Annotated in this window: 29 protein-coding genes; 27 read left to right on the top strand and 2 right to left on the bottom strand. The window is 70.4% G+C overall.

What is annotated here, in order from left to right; genetic code table 11:
- Nucleotides 1-92 precede the first annotated feature (92 nt).
- From ABD287_RS05565 to ABD287_RS05465, 21 genes are all read left to right on the top strand, one after another.
- Nucleotides 93-959: a sigma-70 family RNA polymerase sigma factor gene (locus ABD287_RS05565; RefSeq protein ID WP_344169252.1), complete on the top strand. Its 867-nt coding sequence runs from the start codon at nucleotides 93-95 to the stop codon at nucleotides 957-959.
- Between the two features lie 130 nt (nucleotides 960-1089).
- Nucleotides 1090-1911 carry a flagellin N-terminal helical domain-containing protein gene (locus ABD287_RS05560; RefSeq protein WP_344169249.1) on the top strand — a complete coding sequence of 274 codons (822 nt, stop codon included), beginning with the start codon at nucleotides 1090-1092 and terminating at the stop codon, nucleotides 1909-1911.
- 127 nt (nucleotides 1912-2038) lie between these two features.
- Nucleotides 2039-3469, top strand: a complete 1431-nt coding sequence (gene fliD, locus ABD287_RS05555) for a flagellar filament capping protein FliD (RefSeq protein ID WP_344169246.1) — start codon at nucleotides 2039-2041, stop codon at nucleotides 3467-3469.
- Nucleotides 3470-3516: 47 nt separating this feature from the next.
- Nucleotides 3517-3909 (top strand): flagellar export chaperone FliS, encoded by a 393-nt coding sequence (gene fliS, locus ABD287_RS05550; RefSeq protein WP_344169243.1) that lies wholly within the window; start codon nucleotides 3517-3519, stop codon nucleotides 3907-3909.
- Nucleotides 3910-3916: 7 nt separating this feature from the next.
- Entirely contained in the window at nucleotides 3917-4243 is a 327-nt protein-coding gene (locus tag ABD287_RS05545; RefSeq protein WP_344169240.1) for a hypothetical protein, read from the top strand.
- Nucleotides 4244-4479: 236 nt separating this feature from the next.
- Entirely contained in the window at nucleotides 4480-4884 is a 405-nt protein-coding gene (locus ABD287_RS05540; protein ID WP_344169237.1) for a hypothetical protein, read from the top strand.
- A gap of 142 nt (nucleotides 4885-5026) precedes the next feature.
- A complete protein-coding gene (locus ABD287_RS05535; protein WP_344169235.1) occupies nucleotides 5027-5383 on the top strand; it encodes a flagellar basal body rod protein FlgB in 357 nt (118 codons plus the stop codon).
- Between the two features lies 1 nt (nucleotide 5384).
- The gene (locus ABD287_RS05530; RefSeq protein ID WP_344169232.1) at nucleotides 5385-5780 is read left to right on the top strand and encodes a flagellar basal body rod protein FlgC; all 396 of its coding nucleotides are present in this window, start codon (nucleotides 5385-5387) and stop codon (nucleotides 5778-5780) included.
- The gene (gene fliE, locus ABD287_RS05525; RefSeq protein ID WP_344169229.1) at nucleotides 5780-6115 is read left to right on the top strand and encodes a flagellar hook-basal body complex protein FliE; all 336 of its coding nucleotides are present in this window, start codon (nucleotides 5780-5782) and stop codon (nucleotides 6113-6115) included. Before ABD287_RS05530 ends, fliE begins: the two co-directional genes overlap by 1 nt.
- Nucleotides 6115-7704 (top strand): flagellar basal-body MS-ring/collar protein FliF, encoded by a 1590-nt coding sequence (gene fliF / locus ABD287_RS05520; protein WP_344169227.1) that lies wholly within the window; start codon nucleotides 6115-6117, stop codon nucleotides 7702-7704. The genes fliE and fliF overlap by 1 nt, the downstream gene beginning before the upstream one ends.
- A 33-nt stretch (nucleotides 7705-7737) precedes the next feature.
- Complete coding sequence (gene fliG / locus ABD287_RS05515) at nucleotides 7738-8763, top strand: flagellar motor switch protein FliG (protein WP_344169224.1); 1026 nt, start codon at nucleotides 7738-7740, stop codon at nucleotides 8761-8763.
- Nucleotides 8747-9421 carry a FliH/SctL family protein gene (locus tag ABD287_RS05510; protein ID WP_344169221.1) on the top strand — a complete coding sequence of 225 codons (675 nt, stop codon included), beginning with the start codon at nucleotides 8747-8749 and terminating at the stop codon, nucleotides 9419-9421. Before fliG ends, ABD287_RS05510 begins: the two co-directional genes overlap by 17 nt.
- On the top strand, nucleotides 9418-10749 hold the full coding sequence (locus tag ABD287_RS05505) for a FliI/YscN family ATPase (protein WP_344169219.1): 1332 nt from the start codon (nucleotides 9418-9420) through the stop codon (nucleotides 10747-10749). Before ABD287_RS05510 ends, ABD287_RS05505 begins: the two co-directional genes overlap by 4 nt.
- Nucleotides 10749-11180: a flagellar FliJ family protein gene (locus tag ABD287_RS05500; protein ID WP_344169217.1), complete on the top strand. Its 432-nt coding sequence runs from the start codon at nucleotides 10749-10751 to the stop codon at nucleotides 11178-11180. The genes ABD287_RS05505 and ABD287_RS05500 overlap by 1 nt, the downstream gene beginning before the upstream one ends.
- Nucleotides 11181-11185: 5 nt before the next feature.
- Entirely contained in the window at nucleotides 11186-12136 is a 951-nt protein-coding gene (locus ABD287_RS05495) for a transglycosylase SLT domain-containing protein (RefSeq protein WP_344169335.1), read from the top strand.
- Between the two features lie 14 nt (nucleotides 12137-12150).
- Nucleotides 12151-13443 carry a flagellar hook-length control protein FliK gene (locus ABD287_RS05490; RefSeq protein ID WP_344169215.1) on the top strand — a complete coding sequence of 431 codons (1293 nt, stop codon included), beginning with the start codon at nucleotides 12151-12153 and terminating at the stop codon, nucleotides 13441-13443.
- A 22-nt stretch (nucleotides 13444-13465) separates the two neighbouring features.
- Nucleotides 13466-13894, top strand: coding sequence for a flagellar hook assembly protein FlgD (locus tag ABD287_RS05485; protein WP_344169212.1), 429 nt, complete (start codon nucleotides 13466-13468; stop codon nucleotides 13892-13894).
- Between the two features lie 51 nt (nucleotides 13895-13945).
- On the top strand, nucleotides 13946-15127 hold the full coding sequence (locus ABD287_RS05480; RefSeq protein ID WP_344169210.1) for a flagellar hook protein FlgE: 1182 nt from the start codon (nucleotides 13946-13948) through the stop codon (nucleotides 15125-15127).
- A gap of 628 nt (nucleotides 15128-15755) precedes the next feature.
- Entirely contained in the window at nucleotides 15756-16244 is a 489-nt protein-coding gene (locus ABD287_RS05475) for a hypothetical protein (RefSeq protein WP_344169207.1), read from the top strand.
- Between the two features lie 181 nt (nucleotides 16245-16425).
- A complete protein-coding gene (locus ABD287_RS05470) occupies nucleotides 16426-16947 on the top strand; it encodes a hypothetical protein (RefSeq protein WP_344169204.1) in 522 nt (173 codons plus the stop codon).
- Nucleotides 16948-16967: 20 nt separating this feature from the next.
- Nucleotides 16968-17810: a hypothetical protein gene (locus ABD287_RS05465; protein WP_344169201.1), complete on the top strand. Its 843-nt coding sequence runs from the start codon at nucleotides 16968-16970 to the stop codon at nucleotides 17808-17810.
- 104 nt (nucleotides 17811-17914) lie between these two features.
- Here the strand turns inward: ABD287_RS05465 and ABD287_RS05460 are convergent, their stop codons facing one another.
- Both ABD287_RS05460 and ABD287_RS05455 read right to left on the bottom strand, forming a co-directional pair.
- Complete coding sequence (locus ABD287_RS05460; protein WP_344169332.1) at nucleotides 17915-18781, bottom strand: ABC transporter permease; 867 nt, start codon at nucleotides 18779-18781, stop codon at nucleotides 17915-17917.
- A gap of 11 nt (nucleotides 18782-18792) precedes the next feature.
- Complete coding sequence (locus ABD287_RS05455) at nucleotides 18793-21672, bottom strand: alpha/beta fold hydrolase (protein WP_344169198.1); 2880 nt, start codon at nucleotides 21670-21672, stop codon at nucleotides 18793-18795.
- A 180-nt stretch (nucleotides 21673-21852) separates the two neighbouring features.
- Between ABD287_RS05455 and ABD287_RS05450 the strand changes: the two genes are divergently transcribed.
- The 6 genes from ABD287_RS05450 (at nucleotide 21853) to fliN (ending at nucleotide 26052) form a co-directional block, all read left to right on the top strand.
- Nucleotides 21853-22131 carry a flagellar FlbD family protein gene (locus ABD287_RS05450; RefSeq protein ID WP_344169195.1) on the top strand — a complete coding sequence of 93 codons (279 nt, stop codon included), beginning with the start codon at nucleotides 21853-21855 and terminating at the stop codon, nucleotides 22129-22131.
- Nucleotides 22131-22907 (top strand): flagellar motor protein, encoded by a 777-nt coding sequence (locus tag ABD287_RS05445; RefSeq protein ID WP_344169192.1) that lies wholly within the window; start codon nucleotides 22131-22133, stop codon nucleotides 22905-22907. Before ABD287_RS05450 ends, ABD287_RS05445 begins: the two co-directional genes overlap by 1 nt.
- 4 nt (nucleotides 22908-22911) lie before the next feature.
- Nucleotides 22912-23826 (top strand): flagellar motor protein MotB, encoded by a 915-nt coding sequence (locus ABD287_RS05440; RefSeq protein WP_344169189.1) that lies wholly within the window; start codon nucleotides 22912-22914, stop codon nucleotides 23824-23826.
- A 30-nt stretch (nucleotides 23827-23856) separates the two neighbouring features.
- On the top strand, nucleotides 23857-24288 hold the full coding sequence (locus ABD287_RS05435; RefSeq protein ID WP_344169187.1) for a flagellar basal body-associated FliL family protein: 432 nt from the start codon (nucleotides 23857-23859) through the stop codon (nucleotides 24286-24288).
- A 76-nt stretch (nucleotides 24289-24364) separates the two neighbouring features.
- The gene (locus ABD287_RS05430) at nucleotides 24365-25312 is read left to right on the top strand and encodes a flagellar motor switch protein FliM (protein ID WP_344169184.1); all 948 of its coding nucleotides are present in this window, start codon (nucleotides 24365-24367) and stop codon (nucleotides 25310-25312) included.
- The gene (gene fliN, locus ABD287_RS05425; RefSeq protein WP_344169181.1) at nucleotides 25309-26052 is read left to right on the top strand and encodes a flagellar motor switch protein FliN; all 744 of its coding nucleotides are present in this window, start codon (nucleotides 25309-25311) and stop codon (nucleotides 26050-26052) included. Before ABD287_RS05430 ends, fliN begins: the two co-directional genes overlap by 4 nt.
- Nucleotides 26053-26059: the final 7 nt, after the last annotated feature.

Genomic DNA, 26059 nt, shown 5'->3' with positions numbered 1-26059 from the left:
CAACCGAGCGTGTAACCCGGTGGTACCCGTGAACGCGAAATCTGTTCCTTGTCCGACAGCGCCGGCCACTGGCCGACCAGGAAAGGAACGCGATGACCACCACCGCCACCGCACCCACCATCGGCAGCGACCGTGAGGAAATGATCCGCTCGCACATGCCGCTGGTAGGCCACCTGGTTCGCGAGATGCTCGGCCGCCTTCCGGCCCACGTCCAGCGCGACGACCTCACCTCCGCCGGTCTCACCGCACTGGTGACCGCCGCCAAGTCCTTCGACGCCACCCGGGGCATCCCGTTCGCCCGCTTCGCCTCCAACCGCGTCCGGGGCGCGCTGCTCGACGAGCTGCGCGGCCAGGACTGGGCCAGCCGCTCGGTGCGCTCCCGGGCCCGCCAGACCGACACCGCCCGCCAGCAGCTCACCGCCGCCCTGGGCCGGCTGCCCACCCCGTCGGAGCTGGCCGAGGCGATGGGCGTCGGGATCTCCGAGGTCACCTCAGTAGAAGAGGACGTGCAACGGGCCGTGGTGCTCAGCCTGCAGGGCTTCACCGCCGGCACCGCCGAGGACCTGGTCACCGAGCGCGACCCGGGCCCGGAGGAGGTGCTGCTGCACCGCGAGCAGATCGGCTACCTGCACGATGCCATCGCCGCGCTGCCCGAGCGGCTGCGGCTGGTCGTCACCCGGTACTTCCTGGAGGAGCGCCCGATGGCCCTCATCGCCGAAGAGCTGGGCGTCACCGAGTCCCGCGTCTCCCAGCTCCGCGCCGAGGCGCTGACCCTGCTCAAGGACGGCATGAACACCCAGCTCAACCCGGAGCTGGTGGACCATGGCGTCCGTGCCGAAGGCTGCGTCGCCCGCCGCCGCGCCTCCTACTACGCGGAGGTCGCTGGCCGGGGCTCGCTCGGCAGCCGCCTCGCCATGACCAACCACCTGGGCATGCCAGTGCGCCCGGCCGCCGCCTGAACCACCGCGGCGAAAACAGTTCGAGAAAACCGCTGGCAAACCTTCAGACCACCCGGCTCCAGCCGATTGGAGTGGGTGACCGGCACACGGAAGGCCGGTAGTTCGGACCCAACTCAAGGAGGAAATAGTCATGGGTCTTCGTATCAACCAGAACATCGCGGCAATGAACTCGTACCGGAACCTGTCGGTGACGGACGGTCAGATGTCGAAGTCGCTGGAGAAGCTGTCCTCGGGTTTCCGGATCAACCGGGCCGCCGATGACGCCGCTGGTCTGGCGATCTCCGAGGGCCTGCGCGCGCAGGTCGGTGGCCTCAAGGTCGCCGTCCGTAACGCGCAGGATGGTATCTCCGTGGTGCAGACCGCGGAAGGCGCCCTGACCGAGACGCACTCCATCCTGCAGCGTATGCGTGACCTGGCGGTGCAGGCGTCCAACGACGGCGCGCTCAGCGACACCGACAAGGCCAAGGCGGACGCCGAGTACCAGGAGCTCGTGCTGGAGCTCGACGACATCGCCAACAACACCACGTTCAACGGCACCAACCTGCTTGACGGCTCCTACGCCGGCAAGGATTTCCAGGTCGGCGCCAACGCCAACGAGACGCTCCAGATCACCATCGGTGACATGACTGCGGCCACGATCATGGGCGCGGTCGGCGACCTGACCGACTCCGCCAACGCTCAGACCGAGCTGGCGGCCGTCGACACCGCGATCGCGGCGGTCTCCACCCAGCGGGCGAGCCTGGGCGCCACCCAGAACCGCCTCGAGCACAAGATCAACAACCTCAATGTCACCGTGGAAAACCTGAGCGCCTCGGAGAGCCGGATCCGTGACACGGACATGGCGCAGGAAATGATGAGCTTCACCCGCTCGCAGATCCTGACCCAGGCCGGCACCGCGATGCTCTCTCAGGCCAACCAGGCCTCGCAGGGTGTCCTGCAGCTGCTCCGCTGATCCTGGCTGAGCCGCCTTCACAACTTAAAAGCCTCAGATAACTGAATAGACAACCGAATAAAGGGGCGGTCGGCATTCGCCGGCCGCCCCGTTTCATCAAGCGGTGGCACCACGAAAGGAGCTGATCATGGGTTCCATGAGTATCGACGGCATCGTCAGCGGCCTCGGCACGGGCGATCTCATCAATCAGCTCATGCAGATCGAGGCGCTGCCCCAGACCGCGCTGAAGAAGAAGGTCGACCTACAGGGCAAGGTCGTCACGTCGCTACAGGGCGTCAACTCCAAGTTCGCGACGATGATGAAGGCCGCCAAGGACCTCTCCAGCGCCGACATCTGGGGCGCCATGAAGGCGACCAGCAGCTCGAACGCCGCGATCGCCACCGCTGGGACCAACGCGATCGCCGGCTCGCTGACCTTCAAGGTCGACTCGTTGGCCGCCGCGCACACCGTCACCTTCGCCGGACGGGTCGCCGCCACCACCGACGCGGTCATCTCCGGCGCGAGCCTGGACGTTCAGCTCGCGGACGGCACCACCACGACGGTCAACCCGGCCAGCCAGTCGCTCACCGACGTGGTCAAGGCGATCAACAACACGGCCAACGCTGCCTACACCGCCGCCGCCGTGCAGACCTCGCCCGGCCAGTTCGCCCTCCAGCTCACCGCCAAGGAGACCGGCGCCGCCAACGCCTTCACCGCCCCGCCCGAGATCGACGGGCTCGGCGCCCAGACGATCAGCACCCAGGGCTCGGACGCGCAGATCACCGTCGGCACCGGCGCCACCTACACCGTCACCTCGGAGACCAACGTCTTCGAGAATGTGCTGCCCGGCGTGACCATCACCGCCGTGCAGAAGCAGGCCGCCGCCGACGCCCCGGTCAGCGTCACCATCGGCGCCGACGCGAGCGCCGTCGCCGACAAGGTCAAGGCGCTCGTCGACGCCGCCAACGCAGCGCTCACCGAAATCTCGGTGCAGACCAGGACCAAGAACGGCACCGCATCGGGCGGGGCGCTGGCCGGTGACTCGACCATGCGCAAGCTCGCCGGCGACATCCTCTCCGCCATCGGTGGCGGCGGCGGCGCGGCGCTCGGCTCGTACAGCCAGGTGGGCATCCAGGCCAGCCGGGACGGGTCGATCGCGTTCGACAAGCAGAAGTTCCTGGACGCCTACCAGGCCGACCCGACGACGGCGCAGAAGTTCTTCGACGACTTCAGCGACGTCCCGCACGCCAACGCGACCGCCGACGTGTTCAACGCCGGCTGGGACACCGCCAACGGCCTCGCCCGCAAGCTGGACGTCATCGGCCGGATCGCGTCCGAAGGTCTGCGTCTGCCGACGACGCCGCCGGGCGCAGCTACCGAGGGCCTGCTCCCGGGTCTCATCAAGCGCAAGAACGAGTCGATCGGCGATCTCAACGACCTGGTGGCTTCCTGGGACCTCAGGTTGGAAACCCGGCGCACCACGCTGTCGCGACAGTTCAACGCCATGGAAGTCGCGCTCGGCAAGATGAAGTCGCAGTCGAGTTGGCTCTCCGGTCAGCTCTCCAGCCTGTCCGGCTGACCTTTCCCGCCTGAGCCCGCGATCCCCACGCAGAGAGCAGCAGTCTGATGACCACCCCATCGAACCCCGCGCTCCGCGAGCGCTACCTGCGCGACGCAGTGGCCACCGCATCGCCGGCCAAGTTGCTGGTCATGCTGTACGACCGCCTGGTGCTCGACCTGGCCCGGGGCGAGCAGGCGCTGCGCGACGGCGACAACACCGAGGCCCGGGCGCAGCTCCAGCACGCCCAGGACATCCTCATGGAGCTGCGGGCGTCCCTGGACACCACGTTGTGGGATGGCGGCCCTGGCCTGGCCCAGCTGTACTCGTTCCTGCTCACCGAACTGATCCAGGCGAACGTCCGTAAGGAGCCGGATCGGGTCGCCAGCTGCAAGACGCTGGTCGAGCCGCTGCGGGATGCCTGGCGGGAAGCTGCGACGGCCGCCGCCACCCCCGCCTGAGGCCGCGATGACCACAGATGAGTGGCGGAGCGCCTGGAAGGCGGCGTTGGACGCCCTTGAGCAGGACGTCGAGACCGTCGAGACGATGCTGGCCGAGGAGCACCGGTTGCAGGAGATCGAGCTGAGCTCGGGCTGGACGCCGCCGGCGAATCTGGGCCCGCTGCCGCTGGACCTGCGACCGCGCGCCGACGAGATCCTGACCCGGCAGCTGGCCGCCGCGCAGGCGCTGAGCATGGCGATGACCGCCAACCGGCGGCAGTCGGCCTTCGCGGCGAAGGTCGAGAACGGCGATCCCGGGAAGAATCCGCCGGCTTACCTGGACGTGTCCATGTGAGCGACGGCGCGTCGCGTTCGCAGTAGGCTCTGACTTACCCCCGCTGACCACCACGCGCCACGGTCGACGGCGCGCCACGGTTCGATCTGGGGGTGCCGCCTGTGCGGACACGGCAGCCGGCGAAGGCAGCCCCGCCGAGCCGCGCCTCGACGCTCTCGGCACGGTTCCGCCTGACGCACCCCACCCCCGAAAGCACCTCATTCGGGATTTACGGGGTGATTATCGGTGCCGGGGTCATGACCGCCTCGCACGCCGAGTCGACCCTCCAGCTGGTCGCCGCGGTGCTCGTCACACTGATGATCTATTGGGCCGCCGAGCGGTACTCGCGCCTGGTCGCCGACCGGATCCACGCCGGGCACCGGCCCGACTGGCGCCGGCTGCGCGCCCAGCTGTCCACCGGCTGGGAAATCGTCACCGCCTCGATGCTGCCGTTGGGTGTGCTGGTCGCGGTGCGGGCGGCGGGGGTCCCGCTGCCGCAGGCGGTGATGTGGGCCCTGGTCAGCAGCACCCTGCTGCTGTGTCTGGCCGGCTGGGAGGTCGGACGGCACGGCCAGCTCACCACCCTGGAGCGGCTCGTCTCGGCGAGCGTCGCCGGAGCGTTCGGGGCCGCGATGATCGTGCTCAAGGCCAGCCTGCACTGAGGTTTCGGACCGCAACCGAGCAGCAACCGAACATCGCATTGCGTAGCACCCGCGCCCACTGACAGTAGTGGGTGAGCAAGGAGCTCACTTCACGCCGAGGGACCGGCATCCAGACAGCAAGCATCGAGGGGAGCAGCTGCCTGTGTTCGACGATGTGTCCTCGGCAGCCCTGCGGGTTGCCCTCACCGGGCTGGCGCAGCGCCAGCGGGTGATCGCGAACAACATTTCCAACATCGAGACGCCGGGCTTCCGAGCCGGTCGGGTGCAGTTCGAGGAGGCCCTCAAATCGGCCGTCGACTCCACCGACGACGGGAAGCTGGTCGGGATGACCGACGTCAACACGGCGCAGTCGTTGGAACCGACCCGACTCAACGGCAACAACGTCAACCTCGATCACGAGACGCTGTCCAACATCGACACCGGGCTGCGATACCAGCTGATGCTGCGCGCGCTGGACAACAAGTACTCCGGTCTCAACAAAGTGATCAAGGGGCAGTGACATGAGCCTGTTCGACTCGATCGGCATCGCCGGCACCGGCGTGACCGTGTACCGCAAGTGGCTGGACGCGGTCTCGGACAACATCGCGAACATGAACAACGCCGCCCCCACCAACGGCGCGGCCTTCCAGGCCCGGTACGTGGTCGCCCAGGAGGCGGCCGACGGCAAGGGCGCCCAGGTCGGCGGGATCGAGCTGGGCAGCGCGGAGGGTCGGATGGTGCACGAGCCGAACCACCCGAACGCCGACGCCAACGGCTACGTGCGCTACCCGGACATCAACCTGTCCGACCAGATGGGTTCGTTGATCATGGCGCAGCGCGGCTACCAGGCGAACCTCACCGTGGTGGACCGGGCCAAGACCGCCTACGAGGCTGCCCTGCAGCTCGGTCGTAGCTGATGACGTCGCCGATCGAGGCGATCGGCGCAGTGAGCGGCCTTGGCGGCCCCCTGCCCATCGCGCCTGTCGACACCACGCTGGATCTCGGGGCGGCAAAGCCCGTCGAGGGCGCCGGCGGCGACTTCGCCGCGACCCTCAACAACAGCCTCCAGCAGGTCCAGGACATGCAGCACAACACGAACGACATGGCGGTCCAGGCGGCCACCGGCAACCTGAACGACGTGCATGACTACATGATCGCGAGCGCCGAGTCCGGCATCGCGAGCTCGCTGACCGTGGCCGTCCGGAACAAGGCTCTTGAGGCCTTCCAAGAGATCATGAGGATGCAGGCTTGATGGGCGATCGGATTCCCGCACCGCTGCGCCGCATTGGCGGCGCCTTCGGATCCTTCACCGCCGGCCAGAAGGCCGTCACGATCATCAGCGTTCTGGTGCTGGGAATCGGCGGCTTCTTCTTCGCCACCTGGGCCTCGCAGCCGACGATGGCCCCGCTGTTCAGCAACCTCTCCGGCGGTGACGCCAACGCGATCGTCGAGGAGCTGACCACCGCTGGCGCGCCGTACGAGCTGACCGACGGCGGCGCCACCATCATGGTCCCTAGCGACCAGGTGTACGACCTGCGGATCAAGATGAGCGGCGCCGGGCTGCCGGCCCAGGCCGACACCGGCTACGCGCTGCTTGACAAGCAGGGCATCACTACCAGCGACTTCATGCAGCACGTCGGCTACCAGCGGGCGCTGGAAGGCGAGCTGTCGAGCACGATCAAGTCGATCGAGGGCGTCAAGGGCGCCACCGTGCACCTGGTCATCCCGCAGAAGGACATCTTCTCGGATGACGAGAAGAAGCCGACCGCGTCGGTGCTGGTCACCTCGCAGTCGGGCACGACGCTCGACGACGAGCAGGTCCGCGCCGTGGTGCACCTGGTCGGATCCAGTGTGGAGGGTCTGGACCCCAAGGACGTCACGGTCGCCGACTCCAACGGCACCGTGCTGTCCACCGGCGACGGTCGCGGCATCGCCGGTGGCGCCGCCGGCGGCAACCAGCGCGAGCAGGCCACCCAGGCGTACGAGGTCCGGATGAACACCGCCCTGCAACGGATGCTGGAGAGCGTCGTGGGCCCGGGCAAGGCGATCGTCAAGACGACCGCCGAGATCGACCTGGACGAGACCGAGACCAAGTCGCAGCGGTACGTGGCCGACCCGGCCGTCCCGCCGCTGACCGAGACCACCAAGGAAGAGACCTACACCGGCGGCGCCGGCGCCAATGGCGGCGTGCTGGGCCCGGACAACATCCAGGTCCCGAACGGGGCGAACGGCGGCGGGGACTACGAGTCGACCGAGGAGGCCCGACGTAACGCCGTCGGCCTGGTCACCGAGACCCGCCAGGCCGCGCCCGGCACCGTCAACCGGCTGAACGTGTCGGTGCTCATGGACGCCAACACCGCCGCCGGGATCGACCAGGCGCAGGTGCAGCAGATGGTCTCGGCGGCCGCGGGCATCAACGCCCAGCGCGGCGACACGATGGCCGTCACGATGCTGCCCTTCGACACCGCCGCGGCGGACGCCGCGAAGGACCAGGAGAAGGAGGCGACCGAGGCCGAGAACACCGCGCAGCTGATCTCGATGGCGAAGACCGCCGGCCTGGTGCTGCTGGTGCTCATCCTGATCCTGCTGGCCTGGCTGTCGAACCGGAAGAAGCGCACCCAGCTGACCGAGGAGGAGCTGGCCGAGCTCGCCGCGATGCAGGCGTCGCTGGTGGCCGAGGCCGAGGCCGGCAGGGCGTTGGAGGCCGGCGACCAGCTGGCGCTGGAGGCCGCCGAGGACCATGGCCCCAACCGTCGCGAGGAGATCTCCGAGATGGTCGCCAACCAGCCGGAGGAGGTCGCCGTCCTGTTGCGTAGCTGGCTCGCCGACCGCCGTAGCTGAACCCATTAGCTGGATCCGAGGGGAGGTACCGACATGACCTTAGCTATCGCTTCGTCCGAGATGAACGGCATCCGCAAGGCCGCCGTGATGATCCTCCAGATGAGCAAGGAGGACTCGGCCAAGATCCTGAGCCAGCTCCGCGAGTCCGAGGTCGAGGAGATCATGGCCGAGGTGGCCCGCCTCGGCTCAGTCGACGCCGACACCGCCTCCGGCGTGCTGGAGGAGTTCCACCTCATGGCCGCCAGCCACAAGGTGGCCACCCAGGGCGGCATGGAGAACGCCCGGGAGATGCTGGAGGCCACCCTCGGCAAGGAGAAGGCCGCCGCTATCCTCGACCGGCTGTCGGCGGTCGTCACCGACATGCCGTTCAAGTTCATCAACAACGCCGACCCGCGCCAGGTGCTGTCGTTCATCCAGCACGAGCACCCGCAGACGATCGCGCTGGTGCTGGCGCACACCACCTCGACGATGGCCTCGCAGATCCTGTCCGGGCTGGCCCCGGAGCTACAGGCGGACGTGGCGCACCGGATCGCGGTGATGGACCGCACCTCACCGGAGATCATCCGGCAGGTCGAGTCGTCGTTGGAGAAGAAGATCTCCTCGGTGCTCCAGCCCAGCGAGTTGTCCCGCGTCGGCGGCCTCCAGCCGCTGGTGGACATCATCAACCGTGCCGACCGCGCCACCGAGCGGCTCATCCTGGAGAGCCTCGAGGCGCGCAGCCCCGAGATCGCCGAGGAGATCCGGCGGCGGATGTTCATGTTCGAGGACGTCGTGCTGCTGGAGGACCGGGCAGTGCAGCTGGTGCTGCGCGCGGTCGAGACCAACGACCTCGCCATCGCCCTCAAGGGCGTCAACGACACCGTCCGCGACAAGGTCACCCGCAACCTGTCCGAGCGGGCCCGGGAGAACCTCGTCGAGGAGATCGACCTGCTCGGCCCGGTCCGGCTGCGCCAGGTGGAGGAGTCGCAGGCCAAGATCGTCCAGGCGATCCGTTCGCTCGAGGAGCGCGGCGAGATCGAGATCAACCGGGGTGGTGACGACGATGAGTTCGTTTCCTGAGTCCGACCCGGTGCTGCGCGGCGCGCAGGCCAGCAAGGTGACCGCGGCCAGCTTCAACACCGACCTGCGGTCGGCGGTGCCGGCGCCCAGCAGGCTCGTCGACGAGGCCCGCGCCGCCGCCCGCACCGCCGGGTATGCCGCGGGGTGGGCGCAGGGTCAGCAGGCCGCCCGGATCGCCGCCCAGGCAGAGGCCGACCAGCGGGCTGCCGCGCAGGCCGCCCAGGACGTCGCCCGAGCCGCCGCGCTCAACACCGCGTTGACGGCGATGGCGCTGGCTGCGGCGTCAGTGGAGTCACGGGAACTGGCGCTTCTGACCGATCTATCGGAAACGATCGTGGCGGCGGCGCTGACGCTCACCGAGGCCGTCATCGGCTACGAGCTCGACCACGGCCCCGACGGGGCGATGGCCGCGGTCCGGCGGGCGCTGAGCATGGCGCCCACCGCTGAGGACATCACTGTACGGCTGCACCCGAACGATCACCAGGCGATCACCGGCGAGGCGACCCCCGCCAAGCAGAGTGTTGACGGTCGGGAGATCACCCTGCGGCCCGACGCCACGCTGCACCCCGGGGACGCCATCGCCACCTTCGGGGTCACCGAGATCGACGCCACCGTTGCCGGCGCGCTCGCGCGCGCCAGAGAGGTGCTGAGCCTGTGACCGCCGCGCTACGCGACCGACTCAACCGGGCCGCCCAGGCCGCCGCCCCCGAGGTTTCCGGACACGTGACCGGGGCGCTCGGCCTGCGGATGACCATCGAGGGCATCGGCGGACGCGTCGGCGATCTGGTGCGCGTCGGCGAGGGCGACCGGGCCATGCTGGCCGAGGTCACCGCGCTCGACGGCGACAAGCTCCAGTGCCTGCCCCTGGGCCAGCTCACCGGCATCGGCTCCGGCAGCCCCGCCGTCAACACCGGCGCCCCGCTCCAGGTCCCCGTGGGCGAGGTCCTTCGCGGTCGCATCCTCGACGGCCTCGGGCGGCCGATGGACGGCCTGGGCCCGCTGGTGGGCGCCGAGTACGTCGGCGTCGACGCCGCCCCGCCGCAGGCCCTGGCCCGGCAGCGGATCAAGGACCCGATCACCCTCGGCGTACGGGCCCTGGACACCCTGGTGCCGATGGGCCGGGGGCAGCGCATGGGCATCTTCGCCGGCTCCGGCGTCGGCAAGTCGACTCTCATGTCGATGATCACCCGGGGCACGGACGCGCAGATCAACGTCATCGCCCTGGTCGGCGAACGTGGCCGCGAGGTCCGCGAGTTCATCGAGAACGACCTCGGCCCCGAGGGCCTGGCCCGCTCCGTCGTCATCGTCGCCACCAGCGACCAGGCCCCGCTGGTCCGGCTGCGGGCCGCGTTCGTCGCCACCCGGATCGCCGAGTGGTTCCGCGACGCCGGCGGCGACGTGCTGCTCATGATGGACTCGGTCACCCGGACCGCCATGGCACAGCGGGAGGTCGGCCTGTCGGTCGGCGAGCCGCCGGCCACCCGCGGCTACCCGCCGTCGGTCTTCGCCATGCTCGCCACGCTCATGGAGCGCGCCGGGCCGGGCGAGAACGGGACCATCACCGGCCTCTACACCGTCCTGGTCGAAGGCGACGACCACAACGAGCCGATCGCCGACTCGGCCCGCTCCATCCTGGACGGCCACATCGTGCTGGACCGTAAGCTCGCCACCGCCGGGCACTTCCCGTCGATCGAGCCGCTGGACTCGATCTCCCGACTCACCAACACGGTGACCAGCCCCGACCAGCGGGCCAAGGCCACCATGCTGCGCCGGCTGCTGGCCGCCCACCGCGACGTGCGGGAGCTGGTCGAGATCGGCGCCTACGTCACCGGCACCAACGCCGACGCCGACCTCGCGCAGGCCCTGTGGCCGCAGATCACCGCGTTCCTGCGTCAGGACCTCGACGACCCCACGACGGCCGCCGGCGCCTGGGACCAGCTCTCCGCGCTGCTGCGCGCCGCCCCGATCGAAGGGAGCACCGTCTGATGGCCCGATTCCGTCTCAGCACGGTCCTGCGCGCCCGCCAGGCGCAGGAGGACGTGCGCAAGGCCGAGGTCGTGCGGGCCCGCGGCGCCGCCCGGCACGCCCGCAGGAACGCCGACGAGCGCGCCGACGCCCTGCGCGCCACCGACGCCTCGCCGGTCGGGACCGCCCGCGCCGTCGTCGCCGCGCTGGCTGCCCGGCACGCGCTGGCCGCCGGCCTGTCGGCCGCCCACCACGCCATCGGGGAAGCCGACGCCCACGTCGACGCCCAGACCGCCGACCTGGCCGAGGCCGCCAAGCGCCGGCGCGTCGTCGAGCGCCTCGGCGAGCGCCACGCCGCCGCGCAGAAGGCGCACGCCGCCGCCGTCGAGCAACGTGCCATCGACGAGATCGCCATCACCGCCGCCGCCCGTGCCGGGGACCTCATCTCGTGAGCCTGATGGACATGGTGGGCCGCATCCAGGCCCTACAGTCGCAGTTCGCGCCGCAGCAGCCGGCCGCTGTGAGCCAGGCGAACGCCGCCGCGTTCGCCAGCAAGCTGGCCGCGGCGACCGGCACGGCCAGCACTGCCGCCGGCGGCACGGGCGGGGTCTCCGGCAAGGACGTCGTGGCCGGCGCCAAGAAGCACCTCGGCGTGCCCTACGTGTTCGGCGGAACGAACCCCAAGACCGGACTGGACTGCTCCGGGCTGGTCCAGCGGGTCTTCAAGGATCTGGGCGTCAAGCTGCCCCGGATCGCCTCCGACCAGGCCAAGCAGGGCGAGAAGGTGCCGAACATGGCGCAGGCCAAGCCCGGCGACCTGCTCACCTTCGGCGACCCGGCCTGGCACATCGGGATCTACGTCGGCGGCAACAAGATGCTGCACGCGCCACAGCCCGGCCAGAACGTCAAGATCGAGGCGATCTGGCAGAAGCCGACCTCGATCCGCCGGATCGTGCCGGCCGAGGCGACGGCGGCGACCACGGCGACGGCTGGCGTGCGGCCGGCGTCGATGGGCGCCAACGCGGTCACGGGGGTGCCGTACGCGAACCTGTTCAACGCCGCCGGCGCCAAGTACGGGGTGTCGCCGAAGCTGCTCGCCGCGATCGCCAAGGTCGAGTCGGGCTACAACGCCAAGGCCGTCAGCCCCGCCGGCGCCCGTGGCCTCATGCAGATCATGCCGGCTACCGCCCGCGAGATGAACGTCAACCCGATGGATCCGGCATCCGCGGTGAACGGCGCCGCCCGGATCATGCGCGGCAACCTGAAGAAGTTCGGCTCCGTGGACCTGGCCCTCGCCGCGTACAACGCCGGCGGCGGAGCGGTGCAGCGGTACGGGGGCATTCCGCCGTTCGCCGAGACCCAGGCGTACGTGCCGAAGGTCAAGCGCGCCCTGGCAAAGCTCGGTTAAGAGGAGCAGAGACGATGACCATGCCCGTGATTCCCACCGCGCCGGCGACCGCCGGCCGCGCCGGGGCAGCCCGTTCCGGCGGCGCGCCGGTCGCCGTCGGCGGCGCCGACTTCCCCGCGGCGCTGGCCGCGGCCGTCGAGACCGCGACTACCACCGGCCAGCAGCCCGAGGGCGGGCAGACCGACGGCCAGGACCAGCGCGACGACCAGCTCCCGGCCAACGGCGTCGTCGTCCCGCCGGCCGATGCCGCCATGGCCCTGGCCGTGGCGGCCGTCGGCGCCGCGCCAATCACCGGGACGCCGCCCCCGACCGTCCTGACGTCTCAGCAGGTCGCCGTGCCGGGCGCCGGCACGGCGACCGGTCCTGCCAGGCTCACCGCCGCTGCCGTGGCCGGGCCGGCGCTCGCCGAGGCGGCGCCGGGCGGCACACCCGCCGCCGGACCGCAGCCGCCGGCCGGCCGACCGACCCCAGCCGCCGACGGCGCGCTCGCGACGGTCGCTGCCTCGCCGTCCGCGGCCACCGGCACGCTCACCGCCGCCGGAACGCCGACAGTCGCGGCTGCCGGAACGCCGGGAGTCGCCGCCGAGGGAACGAACCGTGGACCGGCCACGACGGTCGCCGCCCCGGCGCCGGCCACCGGCCAGGCAGGCGCCGCGACCGGGGCCGGCCAGCAGGTCGCGCCGACAGCGCAGGCCGCCGGCGGCGGCACGGCCCTGACCGCGCCGACGTCAGCGGCGGCTGAGGCCGCGCCGACCGCTGTCACCGCCACGGCCGGCGCGCCGGCGCCAGTCGAGACGCCCGCCCCGGTCGTCGCCGCGCCGGCAGCGGCCGGTCTCGCCGCGCCGGCCGGGCCGGCCCCGCGCGCTGCGCCCGTCCCGGTCGCGCCGGCGCCCCCCGCCGCCCCGGCCACGCCGGCGCAGCAGATGGCGACCCACATCGTGCCGCTCAAACTCGACGCCGACGGGGTGCACCGCCTCACCGTCCACCTGCACCCGGCTGACCTCGGCGCGGTCAGCGTGGTCGCTGAGGTGCGCGACGGCGCCATCGCCGTCCAGATCACCGGGGCGACCGAAGCGGGCCGGGAGGCGCTCCGGGCGTCGCTGCCGGACCTTCGTCGGGAACTGGCCCAGGCCGGCTTCCAGGACACCGCGCTGGACCTGCGGCAGGACGCCGGCCCCGGCCAGCAGCGCCATCAGTCCGCCATGCCCGGCGCCCGCGGCGGCAACGGCGCGACCCTGCCGGAGCCGGAGCCGTTGCCGGCCCCGACCGCCATGCCCGCCGGCCGGCAGCTCGATCTCCAACTCTGACCACCACGACAGGAGTAACCAGATGACCAACCCGCTGTCCTCAAGTACGGGCTCACCCACGCCGATCAACCAGGTGCTGGGGAAATTCCCCGCCCAGACCACCGGTGGCGGCCAGGACATGGGCAAGGACACCTTCCTCAAGCTCCTCGTCGCCCAGCTGAAGTACCAGGACCCGATGAGCCCCAGCGACGGAACCCAGTTCCTCGCCCAGACCGCGCAGTTCACCCAGGTCGAGAAGCTCAGTGAGCTGGCGAAGGCGCAACAGAGCATGGTCACCGCCCAGCTCACCCTCAGCGCCAGCAACATGGTCGGCCGCACCATCAGCTACGACGACGCCGCCGGCGTCACCCAGACCGGAGTCGTCACCTCAGCAATGTTGGGCAGCGACCCGACCCTCAAGGTCGGGGACAAGGATGTGCCGCTGTCCTCGGTCAAGGAAGTCCACAAGTAAGCCCCTTGTCACCCTTGCCCTGACCCGACTGCCCCAAAGGACACCCCACACATGCTTCGTTCGCTCTTCTCCGGCATCAGCGGCCTGCGCACCCACCAGACCATGATGGACGTGACCGGCAACAACATCGCCAACGTCAACACCACCGGCTACAAGACCAGCCAGGCCACGTTCCAGGACACCCTCAGCCAGATGCTCCAGCCGGCGGGCGCTCCGGCCGGCGGTCTGGGCGGCTCGAACCCGGCCCAGGTGGGACTGGGCGTGCGACTGTCGGGGATCACCACCAACTACGGCCAGGGCGCGGCCCAGATGACCGGCCGTAGCACCGACCTCATGATCCAGGGCGACGGCTTCTTCGCGGTCGACAACGGCGCCGAGACCCTGTTCACCCGCAACGGCTCGTTCTCCTTCGACGCCGGTGGCACCCTGGTCACCAACGGCGGTCTCAAGGTGATGGGCTGGCAGGCCGACGCGGCCGGCGCCATCAACCCCAACGGCGCCGCGGGCGAGGTGACCCTGCCGATGGGCGCGCTCCTCGCGCCTACGGTGACCAACAACGCGGTCTTCAGCGGCAACCTGCCCGGCAACCAGCCCGTCGCGTCCGCCCTCACCACCTCGATGACCGTCTACGACGCCGCCGGCACCGCCTCCACCCTGTCGGTGACCTTCACCAAGACGGCGGCCACCACGTGGGATGTCTCCTACAACGGCGGCGCGACCGTGCACGGCACCCTCACCTTCGACGCGGCCGGCGCGCTGGTCGGCGGCAGCCCGGTGATCGACCCGGCCACGGGCATCTCCAGCGACCTGGACGGCATCACCGCCTACTCCGGCAACGCGACAGTGAACCCGCAGTCCCAGGACGGCTCGGCGATGGGCTCCCTCCAGTCGTTCACCATCTCGAAGGACGGCATCATCAACGGCGTCTTCTCCAACGGTCTCAAGCAGCCGCTGGGCCAGATCGCCCTGGTGAACTTCAACAACCCGACCGGTCTGGAGAAGGCCGGCGACTCGATGTACCGCAACACGGTCAACTCGGGCCCGATCCAGTGGGGCACCCCGGGCACGGGCGGGAAGGGCGTGCTGTCGTCCGGCTCGCTGGAAATGTCGAACGTGGACCTTGCGCAGGAGTTCACCAACCTGGTCATCGCCCAGCGCGGCTTCCAGGCCAACTCGCGGGTCATCACGACCAGCGACTCGCTGCTCGAGGACCTGGTGAACCTCAAGCGATAAGCAGGTCCGGATAAGTCGACGGGGGTCGGGGCGCATCAGCGCCCCGACCCCCGCTTCGCGTCCGGCAAGAGGCGACGTCGACTCATAAACGGTTGCGGCGTCACTCATTGCCCAGGCTGGCGACAACAATTCGTGGAGGAGCGTCGGGCACGCTCTTCAGCACTTATTCACTCGAACGAGAATTGCTGGCGACAGCAACGGAAAACGTCTTGCCGGTTTACCATGCTTTCGCAATGCCGTGACCAGCGCCGGAGATGTCTCCGACGCCCGCCGCAGTCTATCTAGCCTGATATATGCGGGTGATTCTGGACGTATCTCACCTATCTGCTGGCCCTTCGCCACACCAACGACGACCCCGCTCCGTGTCCCAGAATGGGCCGAACGGACACTGTAGGGTCCACCAATCGAAGGTTCCCGGTCTTGTTGACCGCCGAGTATCGAGTATCGCCGCTCTGAAACGTAAGATATTTTCATCCAGCTCACCTGAATGGATTAACGAGTAGGTGGAATGGGGTCCCATCGGTATAGGCTCTCGTCGGCCAATGAGCACATTGCCCTTCACCGGGCATGTGTTGGCCACGGAGGGCGGCCGTTCCCGCCATAATCGTCCCGAAGGGATACTCTCGTTATGCGCACTGCTGTAGTCCGCACCGCTCTGGTCGTCGCTGCCGCCGCCGCGGCGCTCGCCACCGGCGCGCCCGCCCTGGCCGGGCCGCCCCCCACCTTCAACTCGGCGGACATCGTCCTGAGCGGCGGCAACGCCAACAGCCTCTCGCACTGCGTGAACTACGCCAAGACCTCCCTCAGCTACGGCAAGAAGCCGCGGTCGAACGCCTGCCGCAGCTTCGCCAAGGCCAACGGTGGCACGGTCACGCTGGACAACGTCTCGGTCTTCGTGAACCAGGAAGGCAGCCTCGACGGCGGCGGCCGCACCTACAACAAGGCGCGGGTCGCGATCGTGGGCGGCGACGCCAACGCGATCTCCTCCTGCATGAACGTCCTGCAGGGCACCGCGAACAACCAGCAGACCAACACCTGCAAGAGCGGCGCCAAGGCCAACGGCGGCAACGTCCACCTGAAGGACGTCAGCATCACGGTCATGCAGCTCGGAAGCTGATTCATGCGACGGCCGGGGCCCTCGGGTCCCGGCCGTCGCGCTAGCGCCAGCCACCCGCGCCCGACCATTCCCCCTTATTCGCGTGTCTGAACCGCCGGATCGGCGCCCAGCCGTTGCGCCCTCGCTGGCCAACGGCCGACGGCCGTTTCCGGTCAAGTGCTCTGCGTAGGAGGAACCCATCGTGCCCGTCCACACCGGCCAGACGTACCAGACCTCGGCAGCCGTTCCCGCACGTCTCCGGCGCATGTCGCGTCAGGCGAGCCGCGTCGCGGCGACGATAGGCGTCTCCACCGCCATGATCCTCACCGGCGGCGTCCCGGCGTCAGCGGCGCCGGTCGACCGTTTCACGATCGGCCGGGCGGTCTGGAACGGTGACGTCGCGCACGTGGTGTTCCGCCAGGTCGGCCTGAAGCCGCGGTCAGCGAACCGGGTGGCCGTCCGGGCAACCGGCGCTGTCGTCGCCGTCTGCCTTCGGGCGGGCGTCCCGATCCTCACCACCCGCTCGTCCGGGACCGTCGGGACCGTCGTCCGCCAGGTCGCCAACCGGCGCGGCGCCGTCACCGTGACGCGTCGGCTCCGGCTGGAGGTCGCCACGCCCCGGATCGAGGGCCTGAACTGCGTCCTTGAGGTTCGCCGCACCGTACGAGTAACGCTGCACGACCTACACACCGGCGCGGTGAGAACGATCCACGGCCGCGCCTGACTTTGCTGGGAGAATCTGAAATGCATCGCAACCTGTTCCTGTCCGGCGCCACGGCCCGCGTGCTCGCGGCCGTCGCCACCGGCGCAGTCGCCATAACCACCATGCCCGCCGCCGCGCTCGCCGCGGATGTCGACATCCGCATGCTCGGCGGCAACGGAAACGCGTCGGTCGTGTGCGGCAACGTCGCCACCGCCGTCCAGCTCGCCCAGCAGAAGAGGCTCAAGCTCCAGCACAGCCGCTGCACCGCCGACGCCTCCGGCGGAACGGTCACCCTGGAGAACGTGGACATCTACGTCTCCGCGGCGGCGCAGGCGGCCAACCGCAACAACCCGGTCCTCAACGCGTTGGAAGAGGGCCCGCAGCGGGACAAGGACCACTGTGCCACGCGCCGGTCGGCCCAGAGCGGCGCCGGTCACCAGCTCAACATCTGCTCGGCGAGCGCCGTCGGCGGCCGGGTCCTGCTGGAGGCGGTCCGTCAGGTCCACCGGGACCGCAACGGCCAGACCAGCACCCGCCAGATCGACCGGCTGGAGATCGCGCCGTCGGCGTTCGGCGTCGGCGACGCCGACTGCAAGAACATCATCTCCGACCCGCGTGACCAGCGGGATGACTGCCTCGGCGAGGCGTCCGGCGCGCTGATGAACCTGCGCGGCGTCGACGCCGTCGTCCGGAGCGCCGGCGCGCCGAACGTCGTCCGCAAGGGCATCACGATCGACCTGCGCGGCGGCACGGCCACGAACTACGTGTACTGCTTCAACGTCGCCGACGGCGCCGGCCACGTCCGCCAGATCAACCAGTGCTCGGCGAAGTCCCGCGGCGGCGACGTCGTCCTCAAGAACGTGAACATCCACACCCAGTCATGATCGGGCGGTCAACACCTCCCCGGGGGCGTTGACCGCTGAGCCGAGGGGCCGGGCGCGCATCCGACACGCGCCCGGCCCCTCGGCCCTTCCCGGAGTCGGCCAGCTCAGCTGACGACGTCCTTGCGCAGGAACCGCCACCACGCCGCCGACAGGAACACCGTCACGTAGACGATCGCCGACACCGCGCCCTTGACGATGTCGTCGGTCTGGGCCGGCGTCGACAACAGACCCAGCCAGGCGCTGTTGTAGTGGGTGGGCAGCAGGTCCCGCAGACCGCCGAGCGCCTCGATCTGGTCCAGGATGCTGGAGACGATCACCAGGACCACCGCGCCACCGACCGCCCCGAGCGGGGCGTCGGTGGAGACCGACAACAGCACGGCCAGGGCCGCCACCACCGACAACGTCACCAGCAGGTAGCTGACGATGCCGAGCAGCCGCAACAGGCCCTCCCCGGCGCTGATGTCGGCGGCCACCGTCGAGGCCAGCGGCTCCCAGCCGTATCTGAGCGTCCCGATCAGCAGGGCCGTGCCGACCAGCAGCACCATCGCGAGCACCGTGTACCCGAGCGCGACCAGGACCTTGGCCAGCAGCAGCCGCGACCGGGGCACCGGGGCCGCCAGCAGGTACCGCAGGCTTCCCCAGCTCGCCTCGCTGGCGATCGGATCGCCGAAGAACAGCGCCACGACGACCACCAGCAGGAACGTCGAGGACACCAGGACGGTGAAGACGGCGAAGTTCACCCCGCCGGCGGTCGCCAGATCGGCGAGGCTGGAGAACTCGCTCCGACGGCCGCCGTCCCCGTCATCATCGTTGCCGAACTGGAACGCCGCCAGGACGATCAACGGCAGCAGCACCATCGCCCCCAGCGCCAGCTGGGTCCGGCGCCGGGCGGCCTGCCGGCCCCACTCCGCGCGCAGCGGCAGGGTGTGCTCGGGTCGGTAACCGACCGCCGCCCCGATGTCCCTGACCATCGTCGAGTCGCTCAACGGTCTCCACTCCCCCGGGTCTGCTCGCCCACGAGGGCGAGGAAGGCGTCTTCGAGCCGCCGCCGCGGCACCACCCGCTCGACCCGCACGCCGGCGCGCACGAGCGCGGCGACCGCCGCCCCACGCGGCACGGTCCCGAGGTCCACGACAAGGTTGTCGGTGTCGTCGATGGCCACCGACACGACGCCGGCCATCTTGTCGAACATCGCCATCGCCGCCGCGGTGTCCCCAACGGTGAAGTAGGTGGTGGGCGAGTCACCGACGATGTCGTCGACCGGTCCGCTGGCCACCACCGCGCCCTTGTGCACCACGATGACATGGCTACAGGTCTGCTCGACCTCGGCGAGCAGATGGCTGGAGACCAGCACCGCCCGGCCGTCGGTGGCGTAGCGGCGCAGCACCTTACGCATCGCGGCGATCTGCGGCGGGTCGAGCCCGTCGGTGGGCTCGTCGAGCACCAGCAGGTCAGGCAGGCCGAGCATGGCCTGGGCGATGGCCAGGCGCTGTTTCATGCCGTGGCTGTACGTGCCGACTTTCCGGTGGACCGAGTCGCCGAGGCCGGCGATGTCGAGCGCCTCCTCGAAGAAGGCGGCGTCGTCGGGGCGTCCGGTGGCATGCCAGTAGGCGGACAGGTTGTCCACCCCGGACAGGTGGGGCAGGAAGCCGGGGCCCTCGACGAGCGCGCCCACCCGCGACAGCACCGGGGCGCCGGGCCCGAGGCGGTGTCCGAAGACCAGGGCGTCCCCGGCGGTGGCGCGGGTGAGGCCCATGAGGACCCGCAGCGTGGTGGTTTTGCCGGCGCCGTTCGGCCCGAGCAGCCCGACGACCTGTCCGCGCTCGACGGTGAAGTCGACGCCCTCGACCGCCACGAACCCGCCCGGGTACTCCTTACGTAGCCCGCGGACCACCAGCGGCGTCTGCTCGAACGGCGCCTCGACGGTGACCGCGACCCGGCGGCGTCGGGCCCCCAGCAGCAGCACCACGACCAGCACCCCGATGGCGACGGCGACCAGCAGGCCGACCAGCACGTACAGCCAGATCTGGGCGCCGGTGGCGATCGGCTCGCCGACGAGGGTGGGCAGGGTCAGCGCCGCCGAGTCGGCCGCCCCGATCCCGACGGTGTAGGTCACCGGCTCAACCGGGACGGCGTACGCCTGGTCGGTGGTGGCGATGGTGATCCGGGCGTGGTGTCCGGCCTCGAACCGGTGCACGATCGCGGGCAGGGTCACCTCGACGGGCCGGGCCGCGCCGATGTTGGTGGGCAGCCCGGTGAGCCGCACCGGGGCGACCTGCCCGCCGGGCAGGCTGGCCCGGCCGGACGGATCGACGTCGTGGATCTTGACGAACAGCACCGCCTCCCCGGTCGGCGAGGCGGCCCGGATGGTGACCCGGGGCGCGCCGACGGCGTCGATCGGCTCGGTCAGCGGCTCGGAGTCGAACGTCGCGTGCTGGCCGGCGATGTCGGCGGTGACAGCGTCGCCGACCCCCGACAGCGCGGCCACGGCGCCGAGCCCGGGCAGCGAGGAGATCCCGGCCGGCAACCCGGCCGGCGGGTTCGCCACCGGCCGTGGGGGGCCGGCGACGGCGAGCGCCGCCGCGCCCTGACCGGTCAGACCGGGGTAGTCGTCGACGTGGTAGCCGGTGGCGACCAGCCCCCGCTCGCCGATGGCGAAACCGGCGACCCGGGACCAGGTGAAGCTCGCCGGCGGGGCGGCCAGCTCCCGTTTGACGTAGTGGCCGAGCCACTGCCCGGTGAGCGCTTTGATCCGGTCGGTGTCGCTGGTGGGGCCGGGCCCGGCGTCGTGGCCGCCGGTGTGCCAGGCCACCCGGACCGGGGTGCCGTCGGCGTGGATGGCGCGGAAGTTGGCGTCAGCTTCGGCCAGCGGGAACAGCGTGTCGCCGGCGCCCTGCACCAACAGGACCGGGGCGTTGATCCGGCCCAGCAGCGGCGCTGGGCTGGCCCGGCGGAGCCTGGCGAGCGCCTCGGCGTCGGCCCGTCCGGTTACCGCCAGCCGCTGGTAGATGGCGCACAGGGCGGGGGCGAATCGGCCGCAGGCCGGGTCCGCGCGCCGGCCCGCCGGCTCCGGGAGGCCCGCGGCGGCGTCCGGGACGTCGGCGCCGCTCGCGGCGTCCGGGCCGGCGCCGTCGCCGACGGGGCCGACCGTCTCCGATCCTCGGCCGAAGAACGAGGCGGCCCATGCCTTCTTGAACACGCCCTGCGCCGGTCCGCCGGCGGCGGACTGGGGCAGGAAGGCGCGGGCCAGATCGTTCCAGGTGATCATCGGTACGACCGCGTCGACCCGGCGGTCGAGGCCGGCGAGCGAGAGCGCCAACGCGCCGCCGTAGGAGCCGCCCACGACGCCGACCCGGGGGTCGCCGGCGGCATCCCGGCGCACCTGGGGCTGGGCGGCGAGCCAGTCGAGCAGCCGCTGGGCGTCCCGGACCTCGTAGTCGGGGTCGTTGAGCTGGATCTGGCCGCCGCTGCGGCCGAAGCCGCGTGCGGTCCAGGCCAGCACCGCGTACCCCTGGGTGGCCAGCTCCTCGGCGTCGGCGGCGACGCTGCGCTTGGACCCGCCGAAGCCATGCGCCAAAAGCACCGCCGGCGCCGGCGCGCCGGTCGATGCCCCGGCTGGCAGGTAGAAGGTGGTGTCCAGCGCGACCGGTTCGGCGCCGTCCGGGCCAGAACGCACGGTCACCACCGCCTCGGTGGCCGTGTACGGGGCGGGCGTCGGCCAGACGGCCCAGCCGAGCGCGGCCACCAGGGCGACAGCGGCGCCGCCGGCCACCAACCGCCCGCCGCGGGTGGCCGGCAAGCGCCGCCTGGCCCAGGCGATCCCGGCTCGGGCGCGCTGACGGGGGTCGAGTCGATGTCCCATGACGTTCACGCTACGGCCCGGGCTCGGCGCGCCGTGGGGAGCCGCGCCACGCCGTACTTCTTAACAGGGCTGGGGAGGTGTCGATAGGTGATTCAACGGGCCACGGAAGGCCCGGGACTGACACGGCCGCGAGACCGCGGCCGTGCCGCCGTACGTAACCACCCAGGGACGGATGCTGCCGTGATACTCGTAACGCGCCTCAACGGACCGGAGTTCGCCCTGAACCCGGATCTGGTCGAGCGCGCCGATTGCACCCCGGACACGGTGATCACCCTCGTGGACGGCACCAAGTACGTGATCGCTGAGTCGGTCCCTGAGTTCATCGCGCTGGTCCGAGAGTACCGCGCGTCGCTGATCGCGTCAGCGCAGCGGATGGAGAGCCAAGACGTCGACCAGGCCGGGCACGACGACGCTATGTCGTCAGCCAAGGTCGTTCCTTTGCATCGGAGGGATCGCTGATGGATCCGGCCAGCCTTATCGGCATCATCGCCGCGCTCGTCATCGTCTTCGTGGTGCAGGCGTTGGAGGGCGGCACCGCCGCCTCGATCATCCTGTTCCCCGCCATGCTGCTGGTCTTCGGCGGCTCGATCATGGCGACCATGGCCGGCGGCGTGCTCAAGGACACCATGGGCCTCGGCGCGGCGCTCAAGCAGGCGTTCCTGCCCAAGATCCCGCCGCCCGCCGCAGTGGTCGACTCGGTGGTGAAGCTAGCCGAGCGGGCCCGGCGTGAGGGTCTGCTGGCGCTGGAGGACGCGGCCAAGCAGGTCGAGCACCCCTTCCTGCGCCGCGGGCTGGAGATGGCCATCGACGGCACCGACCCCGAGGAGCTCGGCGACATCCTGCACTCGGAGATCGACGCCAAACGCAAGGTCGACAAGCAGGCGGCCAAGATGTTCGAGGCGATGGGTGGCTACGCCCCCACGATCGGCATCGTCGGCACCGTCATGGGTCTGGTCCACGTGTTGGAGAACCTCGACAAACCGGAGACCCTCGGCCACGCCATCGCGGCGGCCTTCGTGGCCACGCTCTGGGGCGTCATGTCCTCGAACCTGATCTTCCTGCCGTTGGCGGCCCGGCTGAAGCGGCTCTCCGAGGTCGAGTGCGACCAGATGGAGATGGTCGTCGAGGGCGTGCTGGCGATCCAGTCCGGCTCCAACCCGCGTCTGGTCGCGCAGAAGCTGCGCAGCCTGCTCCCGCCGGGAAGTGAGCCGGCCGTCGAGAAGAAGGCGGCGTGACGCCATGAGCAGCGGATCCGGGAAGAAGAAGAAACGTGGCGGCGGCCACGAGGAAGAACACGCCAACCACGAGCGTTGGCTGGTCTCCTACGCCGACATGCTGACGCTGCTGTTCGTGCTGTTCGTGGTGCTGTTCTCGATGAGCTCGGTCGACCAGAAGAAGTTCTCCCAGCTGGCCGACAGTCTGGCGCAGGGGTTCGGTATGCAGTCGGCCGCGTTGTCCGGGCAGCCTTCGCCGTTGCAGGGCACCCAGGCGCAGGCCCAGGTCATCCCGCCGATCCGTTCCGGCGGCGACCCGGGTCTCACCACCCCGGTGGTCAAGAAGCAGTCCAAGGCCGAGGAGGAGGCGGCCAAGGCCGCCCTGTCGGCGGCGGCCCGCAGCAAGGCGCTGGCTGACGCGAACGCGGCGGCCAAGGAGGTCCGGGACCTCAGAGAGATCGAGAAGCGGATCAAGGCGGCGCTACGCAAGGCGAAGCTGGAGAACCAGGTCCGGTTCACCATCGACGAGCGCGGCCTGGTGGTCAGCGTGGTCAGCAGCGAGGTGGTCTTCGCCGGTGACCGGGCCGACCTGCGTCCCGGCGGGCAGACGATCCTGCGCGCTATCGCCCCGCAGCTCAAGAACTTGCCGAACAAGATCGAGGTAGACGGGCACACCAACCAGCTCAAGGTGCCGACCCGGGTCTACCCGAGCGCGTGGGAGCTGTCCACCGCCCGTGCCTCGATCGTCGTGCGCCAGCTCAGCCAGCTGGGCATCGTCGAGAGCCGGCTGCTGGCGGCCGGTTTCGCCGGCACCCGTCCGCTGATTCCGCCGTCCGATCCACGGTCGGTGACCCTGAACCGCCGGGTCGACGTTGTCGTCCTGTCCACCCTGCCAGCGGACCAGCGGGCCCTGTTGCCGGCTGCCGCCAGCGCGTCCTGAACCCACCACCACCCGAGTGACGAGGCCAAGATGAGCGACAGCAAGCCGGCGGAGCCGGAGAAGAAGTCCTCGAAGAAGATGCTGATCATGATCGTCCTCGCCGTGCTGCTGCTCGGCGGGGGTGGCGGCGCCTACTTCTTCCTGTTCGCCGGGTCGGCCGAGGCCGAGGTGGCGCCGGAGCCTGGCCCGGTCGTGGTCATGGACCCGGTCACCATCAACCTGGCCGACGGCCACTTCCTCAAGGTGTCGATCGCGCTCCAGACGAAGCTGGACGCCGAGACCGAGCCGGATGGCAGCAAGGCGCTGGACCTGACCATCGCCCACTTCGGCGAGCTGAAGATGGCGAACCTGTCCACCGGCGCCGGGCGGGCGAAGGCCAAGAAGGATCTGGTTCAAACCGTTAAAAAGGCGTACGAAGGCGATGTTTATGACATCTACTTCCGCGAGTTCGTCATGCAGTAGGAAGCCGGACAGGTGCTAATCGGGTGCCGCGGGGTTCAGCGCTCAGGCTGCCCCGCGGTGCGCCGATGGGTACACCGTGACCAATTCTTCGTCCACCACCTCGCCAGAGCGGGCGCCCGGTCGGATGGCACGGCGTAGCGCCGGCCCCCAGCCGTACGACTTCCGCAGGCCGATCAAGCTGTCCCGCGAGCACGTGCGGATGCTGCAGATCGCCTTCGAGACATACGCCCGCAGCTGTGGCACCCTGCTGACAACCAGACTCCGCGCGGTTTCGCAACTGAGTCTGGTTTCTATTGAGCAGGTGACATACGACGAGTACCTGGGCCAGGTCGGGAACCCGACCCTCATGTCCGTGGTCTCGCTCGACCCGCTGCCGGGCTCGATGCTCATGGAGATGCCGCTGACCACGGCCCTGGGCAGCATCGACCACATGCTGGGCGGGCCGGGCGGCGAGCAGGCCGAGCGGCAGCTCACCGACGTCGAGTTGCCGCTGATGAAGGACCTGCTCAAGAAGATGCTCGACGAGCTGCGCTACAGCTTCGAGCAGGTGGTGGAGATCAACCCTAAGGTCACCACGATCGAGTACAACCCGCAGTTCCTGCGGACGCTCTCGCCCGGCGACGCCGTGGTCGTGGCCACCCTGGAGGTGAAGATCGGTGAGATCGAGACCCTCAGCACCATCTGCCTGCCCTTCACCACGATCCTGCCGGTGTTGCAGGCCGACAACGCCGAAGGCGAGCTGAGCGCCGCCGAGCAGGCCGCCCGGGACCTGTCCCGGCGCAACCTGACCTTCGGCATGGCCAGCGCCCCGATCGAGGTCGCCGTCCGGTTCACGCCGATCACGATGCGCGCCAACGACATCGTCAACCTCAGCGTCGGCGACGTGGTCCCGCTCAGCCACCCCGCCTCGGTGCCGCTGGCGGTCACCGTCAACGACACGACGTTCGCCCACGCCGTTCCCGGCAACCAGGGCTCGCGCCTCGCCTGCCTGGTCGTTCCGCCGCCGAAGGAGAGCCTCGCATGACCACCACCACACTCGACTCCCGGCTGGGCCAGGCCCGCGACGCGGCCGACGCCGCCCTGTCCGTCCTGCCCGTCAGCGCGCCGCTCGTCCAGGGCGAGCCCACCACCGAGGTCCCGCAGCCGGCCCCGGCGGGCCAGGCGGTCACCGCCCGGTTCACCGGCACGGTCAGCGGCGAGATCGCCATCGTCGCCGGTCAGGACCTCGTCGACGCGCTCAGCAGCAGCCCGCTCGGCGAACTGGACCTGACCGCCGCGCTGCGCCCGGCACTGGAGGCCGCCGCGGGCGCGTTCGGCCCGGTCGTCGTCGACCCCGGCCAGCTCATGGAGCCCGAGGTCGCCCTCTCCGGCCTGGTCTCGAAGAACGACGCCATCATCATCCCGCTCACCGAGGACGGCCAGACCCGGGCCGCGATCGCGCTGCGGCTGGACGTCTGGCCCGGCGCCGCCGCGGAGGAGACCGCGGGGCCCAGCCGGCCCGCCCCGGTCATCGGACGCGGCCTGGACCTGCTCCACGACGTCGAGATGGAGGTGTCGGCCGAGCTGGGCCGCACCCGGATGAGCGTGCGGGAACTGCTGTCGCTCACCCCCGGCGCCGTCGTCGAGCTGGACCGCGCGGCCGGCAGCCCGGCCGACCTGCTGGTCAACGGACGCCTCATCGCCCGCGGCGAGGTCGTCGTCGTCGACGAGAACTTCGGGCTACGGGTCACCGAGATCATCGCGCCCAACGGCGGCGAGCGGTAAGGGCGGC

Origin of the sequence: Pilimelia columellifera subsp. columellifera (assembly GCF_039532605.1) — a bacterium.
Taxonomy (GTDB): Bacteria; Actinomycetota; Actinomycetes; order Mycobacteriales; family Micromonosporaceae; genus Pilimelia; species Pilimelia columellifera.
The sequence above is the reverse complement of the archived record's forward strand: the minus strand, read 5'-3'. Positions and strand labels throughout refer to the sequence as shown.

Coding starts and splice junctions, on each gene's coding strand:
- ABD287_RS05475 (WP_344169207.1), top strand. CDS start 15,756: ATGCGCACTGCTGTAGTCCGCACCGCTCTGGTCGTCGCTGCCGCCGCC.
- ABD287_RS05530 (WP_344169232.1), top strand. CDS start 5,385: ATGAGCCTGTTCGACTCGATCGGCATCGCCGGCACCGGCGTGACCGTG.
- fliS (WP_344169243.1), top strand. CDS start 3,517: ATGACCACCCCATCGAACCCCGCGCTCCGCGAGCGCTACCTGCGCGAC.
- ABD287_RS05560 (WP_344169249.1), top strand. CDS start 1,090: ATGGGTCTTCGTATCAACCAGAACATCGCGGCAATGAACTCGTACCGG.
- ABD287_RS05435 (WP_344169187.1), top strand. CDS start 23,857: ATGAGCGACAGCAAGCCGGCGGAGCCGGAGAAGAAGTCCTCGAAGAAG.
- fliE (WP_344169229.1), top strand. CDS start 5,780: ATGACGTCGCCGATCGAGGCGATCGGCGCAGTGAGCGGCCTTGGCGGC.
- fliG (WP_344169224.1), top strand. CDS start 7,738: ATGACCTTAGCTATCGCTTCGTCCGAGATGAACGGCATCCGCAAGGCC.
- ABD287_RS05510 (WP_344169221.1), top strand. CDS start 8,747: ATGAGTTCGTTTCCTGAGTCCGACCCGGTGCTGCGCGGCGCGCAGGCC.
- ABD287_RS05540 (WP_344169237.1), top strand. CDS start 4,480: ATGACCGCCTCGCACGCCGAGTCGACCCTCCAGCTGGTCGCCGCGGTG.
- ABD287_RS05485 (WP_344169212.1), top strand. CDS start 13,466: ATGACCAACCCGCTGTCCTCAAGTACGGGCTCACCCACGCCGATCAAC.
- ABD287_RS05500 (WP_344169217.1), top strand. CDS start 10,749: ATGGCCCGATTCCGTCTCAGCACGGTCCTGCGCGCCCGCCAGGCGCAG.
- fliD (WP_344169246.1), top strand. CDS start 2,039: ATGGGTTCCATGAGTATCGACGGCATCGTCAGCGGCCTCGGCACGGGC.
- ABD287_RS05545 (WP_344169240.1), top strand. CDS start 3,917: ATGACCACAGATGAGTGGCGGAGCGCCTGGAAGGCGGCGTTGGACGCC.
- ABD287_RS05495 (WP_344169335.1), top strand. CDS start 11,186: ATGGACATGGTGGGCCGCATCCAGGCCCTACAGTCGCAGTTCGCGCCG.
- ABD287_RS05480 (WP_344169210.1), top strand. CDS start 13,946: ATGCTTCGTTCGCTCTTCTCCGGCATCAGCGGCCTGCGCACCCACCAG.
- ABD287_RS05445 (WP_344169192.1), top strand. CDS start 22,131: ATGGATCCGGCCAGCCTTATCGGCATCATCGCCGCGCTCGTCATCGTC.
- ABD287_RS05460 (WP_344169332.1), bottom strand. CDS start 18,781: ATGGTCAGGGACATCGGGGCGGCGGTCGGTTACCGACCCGAGCACACC.
- fliN (WP_344169181.1), top strand. CDS start 25,309: ATGACCACCACCACACTCGACTCCCGGCTGGGCCAGGCCCGCGACGCG.
- ABD287_RS05440 (WP_344169189.1), top strand. CDS start 22,912: ATGAGCAGCGGATCCGGGAAGAAGAAGAAACGTGGCGGCGGCCACGAG.
- ABD287_RS05455 (WP_344169198.1), bottom strand. CDS start 21,672: ATGGGACATCGACTCGACCCCCGTCAGCGCGCCCGAGCCGGGATCGCC.
- fliF (WP_344169227.1), top strand. CDS start 6,115: ATGGGCGATCGGATTCCCGCACCGCTGCGCCGCATTGGCGGCGCCTTC.
- ABD287_RS05565 (WP_344169252.1), top strand. CDS start 93: ATGACCACCACCGCCACCGCACCCACCATCGGCAGCGACCGTGAGGAA.
- ABD287_RS05490 (WP_344169215.1), top strand. CDS start 12,151: ATGACCATGCCCGTGATTCCCACCGCGCCGGCGACCGCCGGCCGCGCC.
- ABD287_RS05465 (WP_344169201.1), top strand. CDS start 16,968: ATGCATCGCAACCTGTTCCTGTCCGGCGCCACGGCCCGCGTGCTCGCG.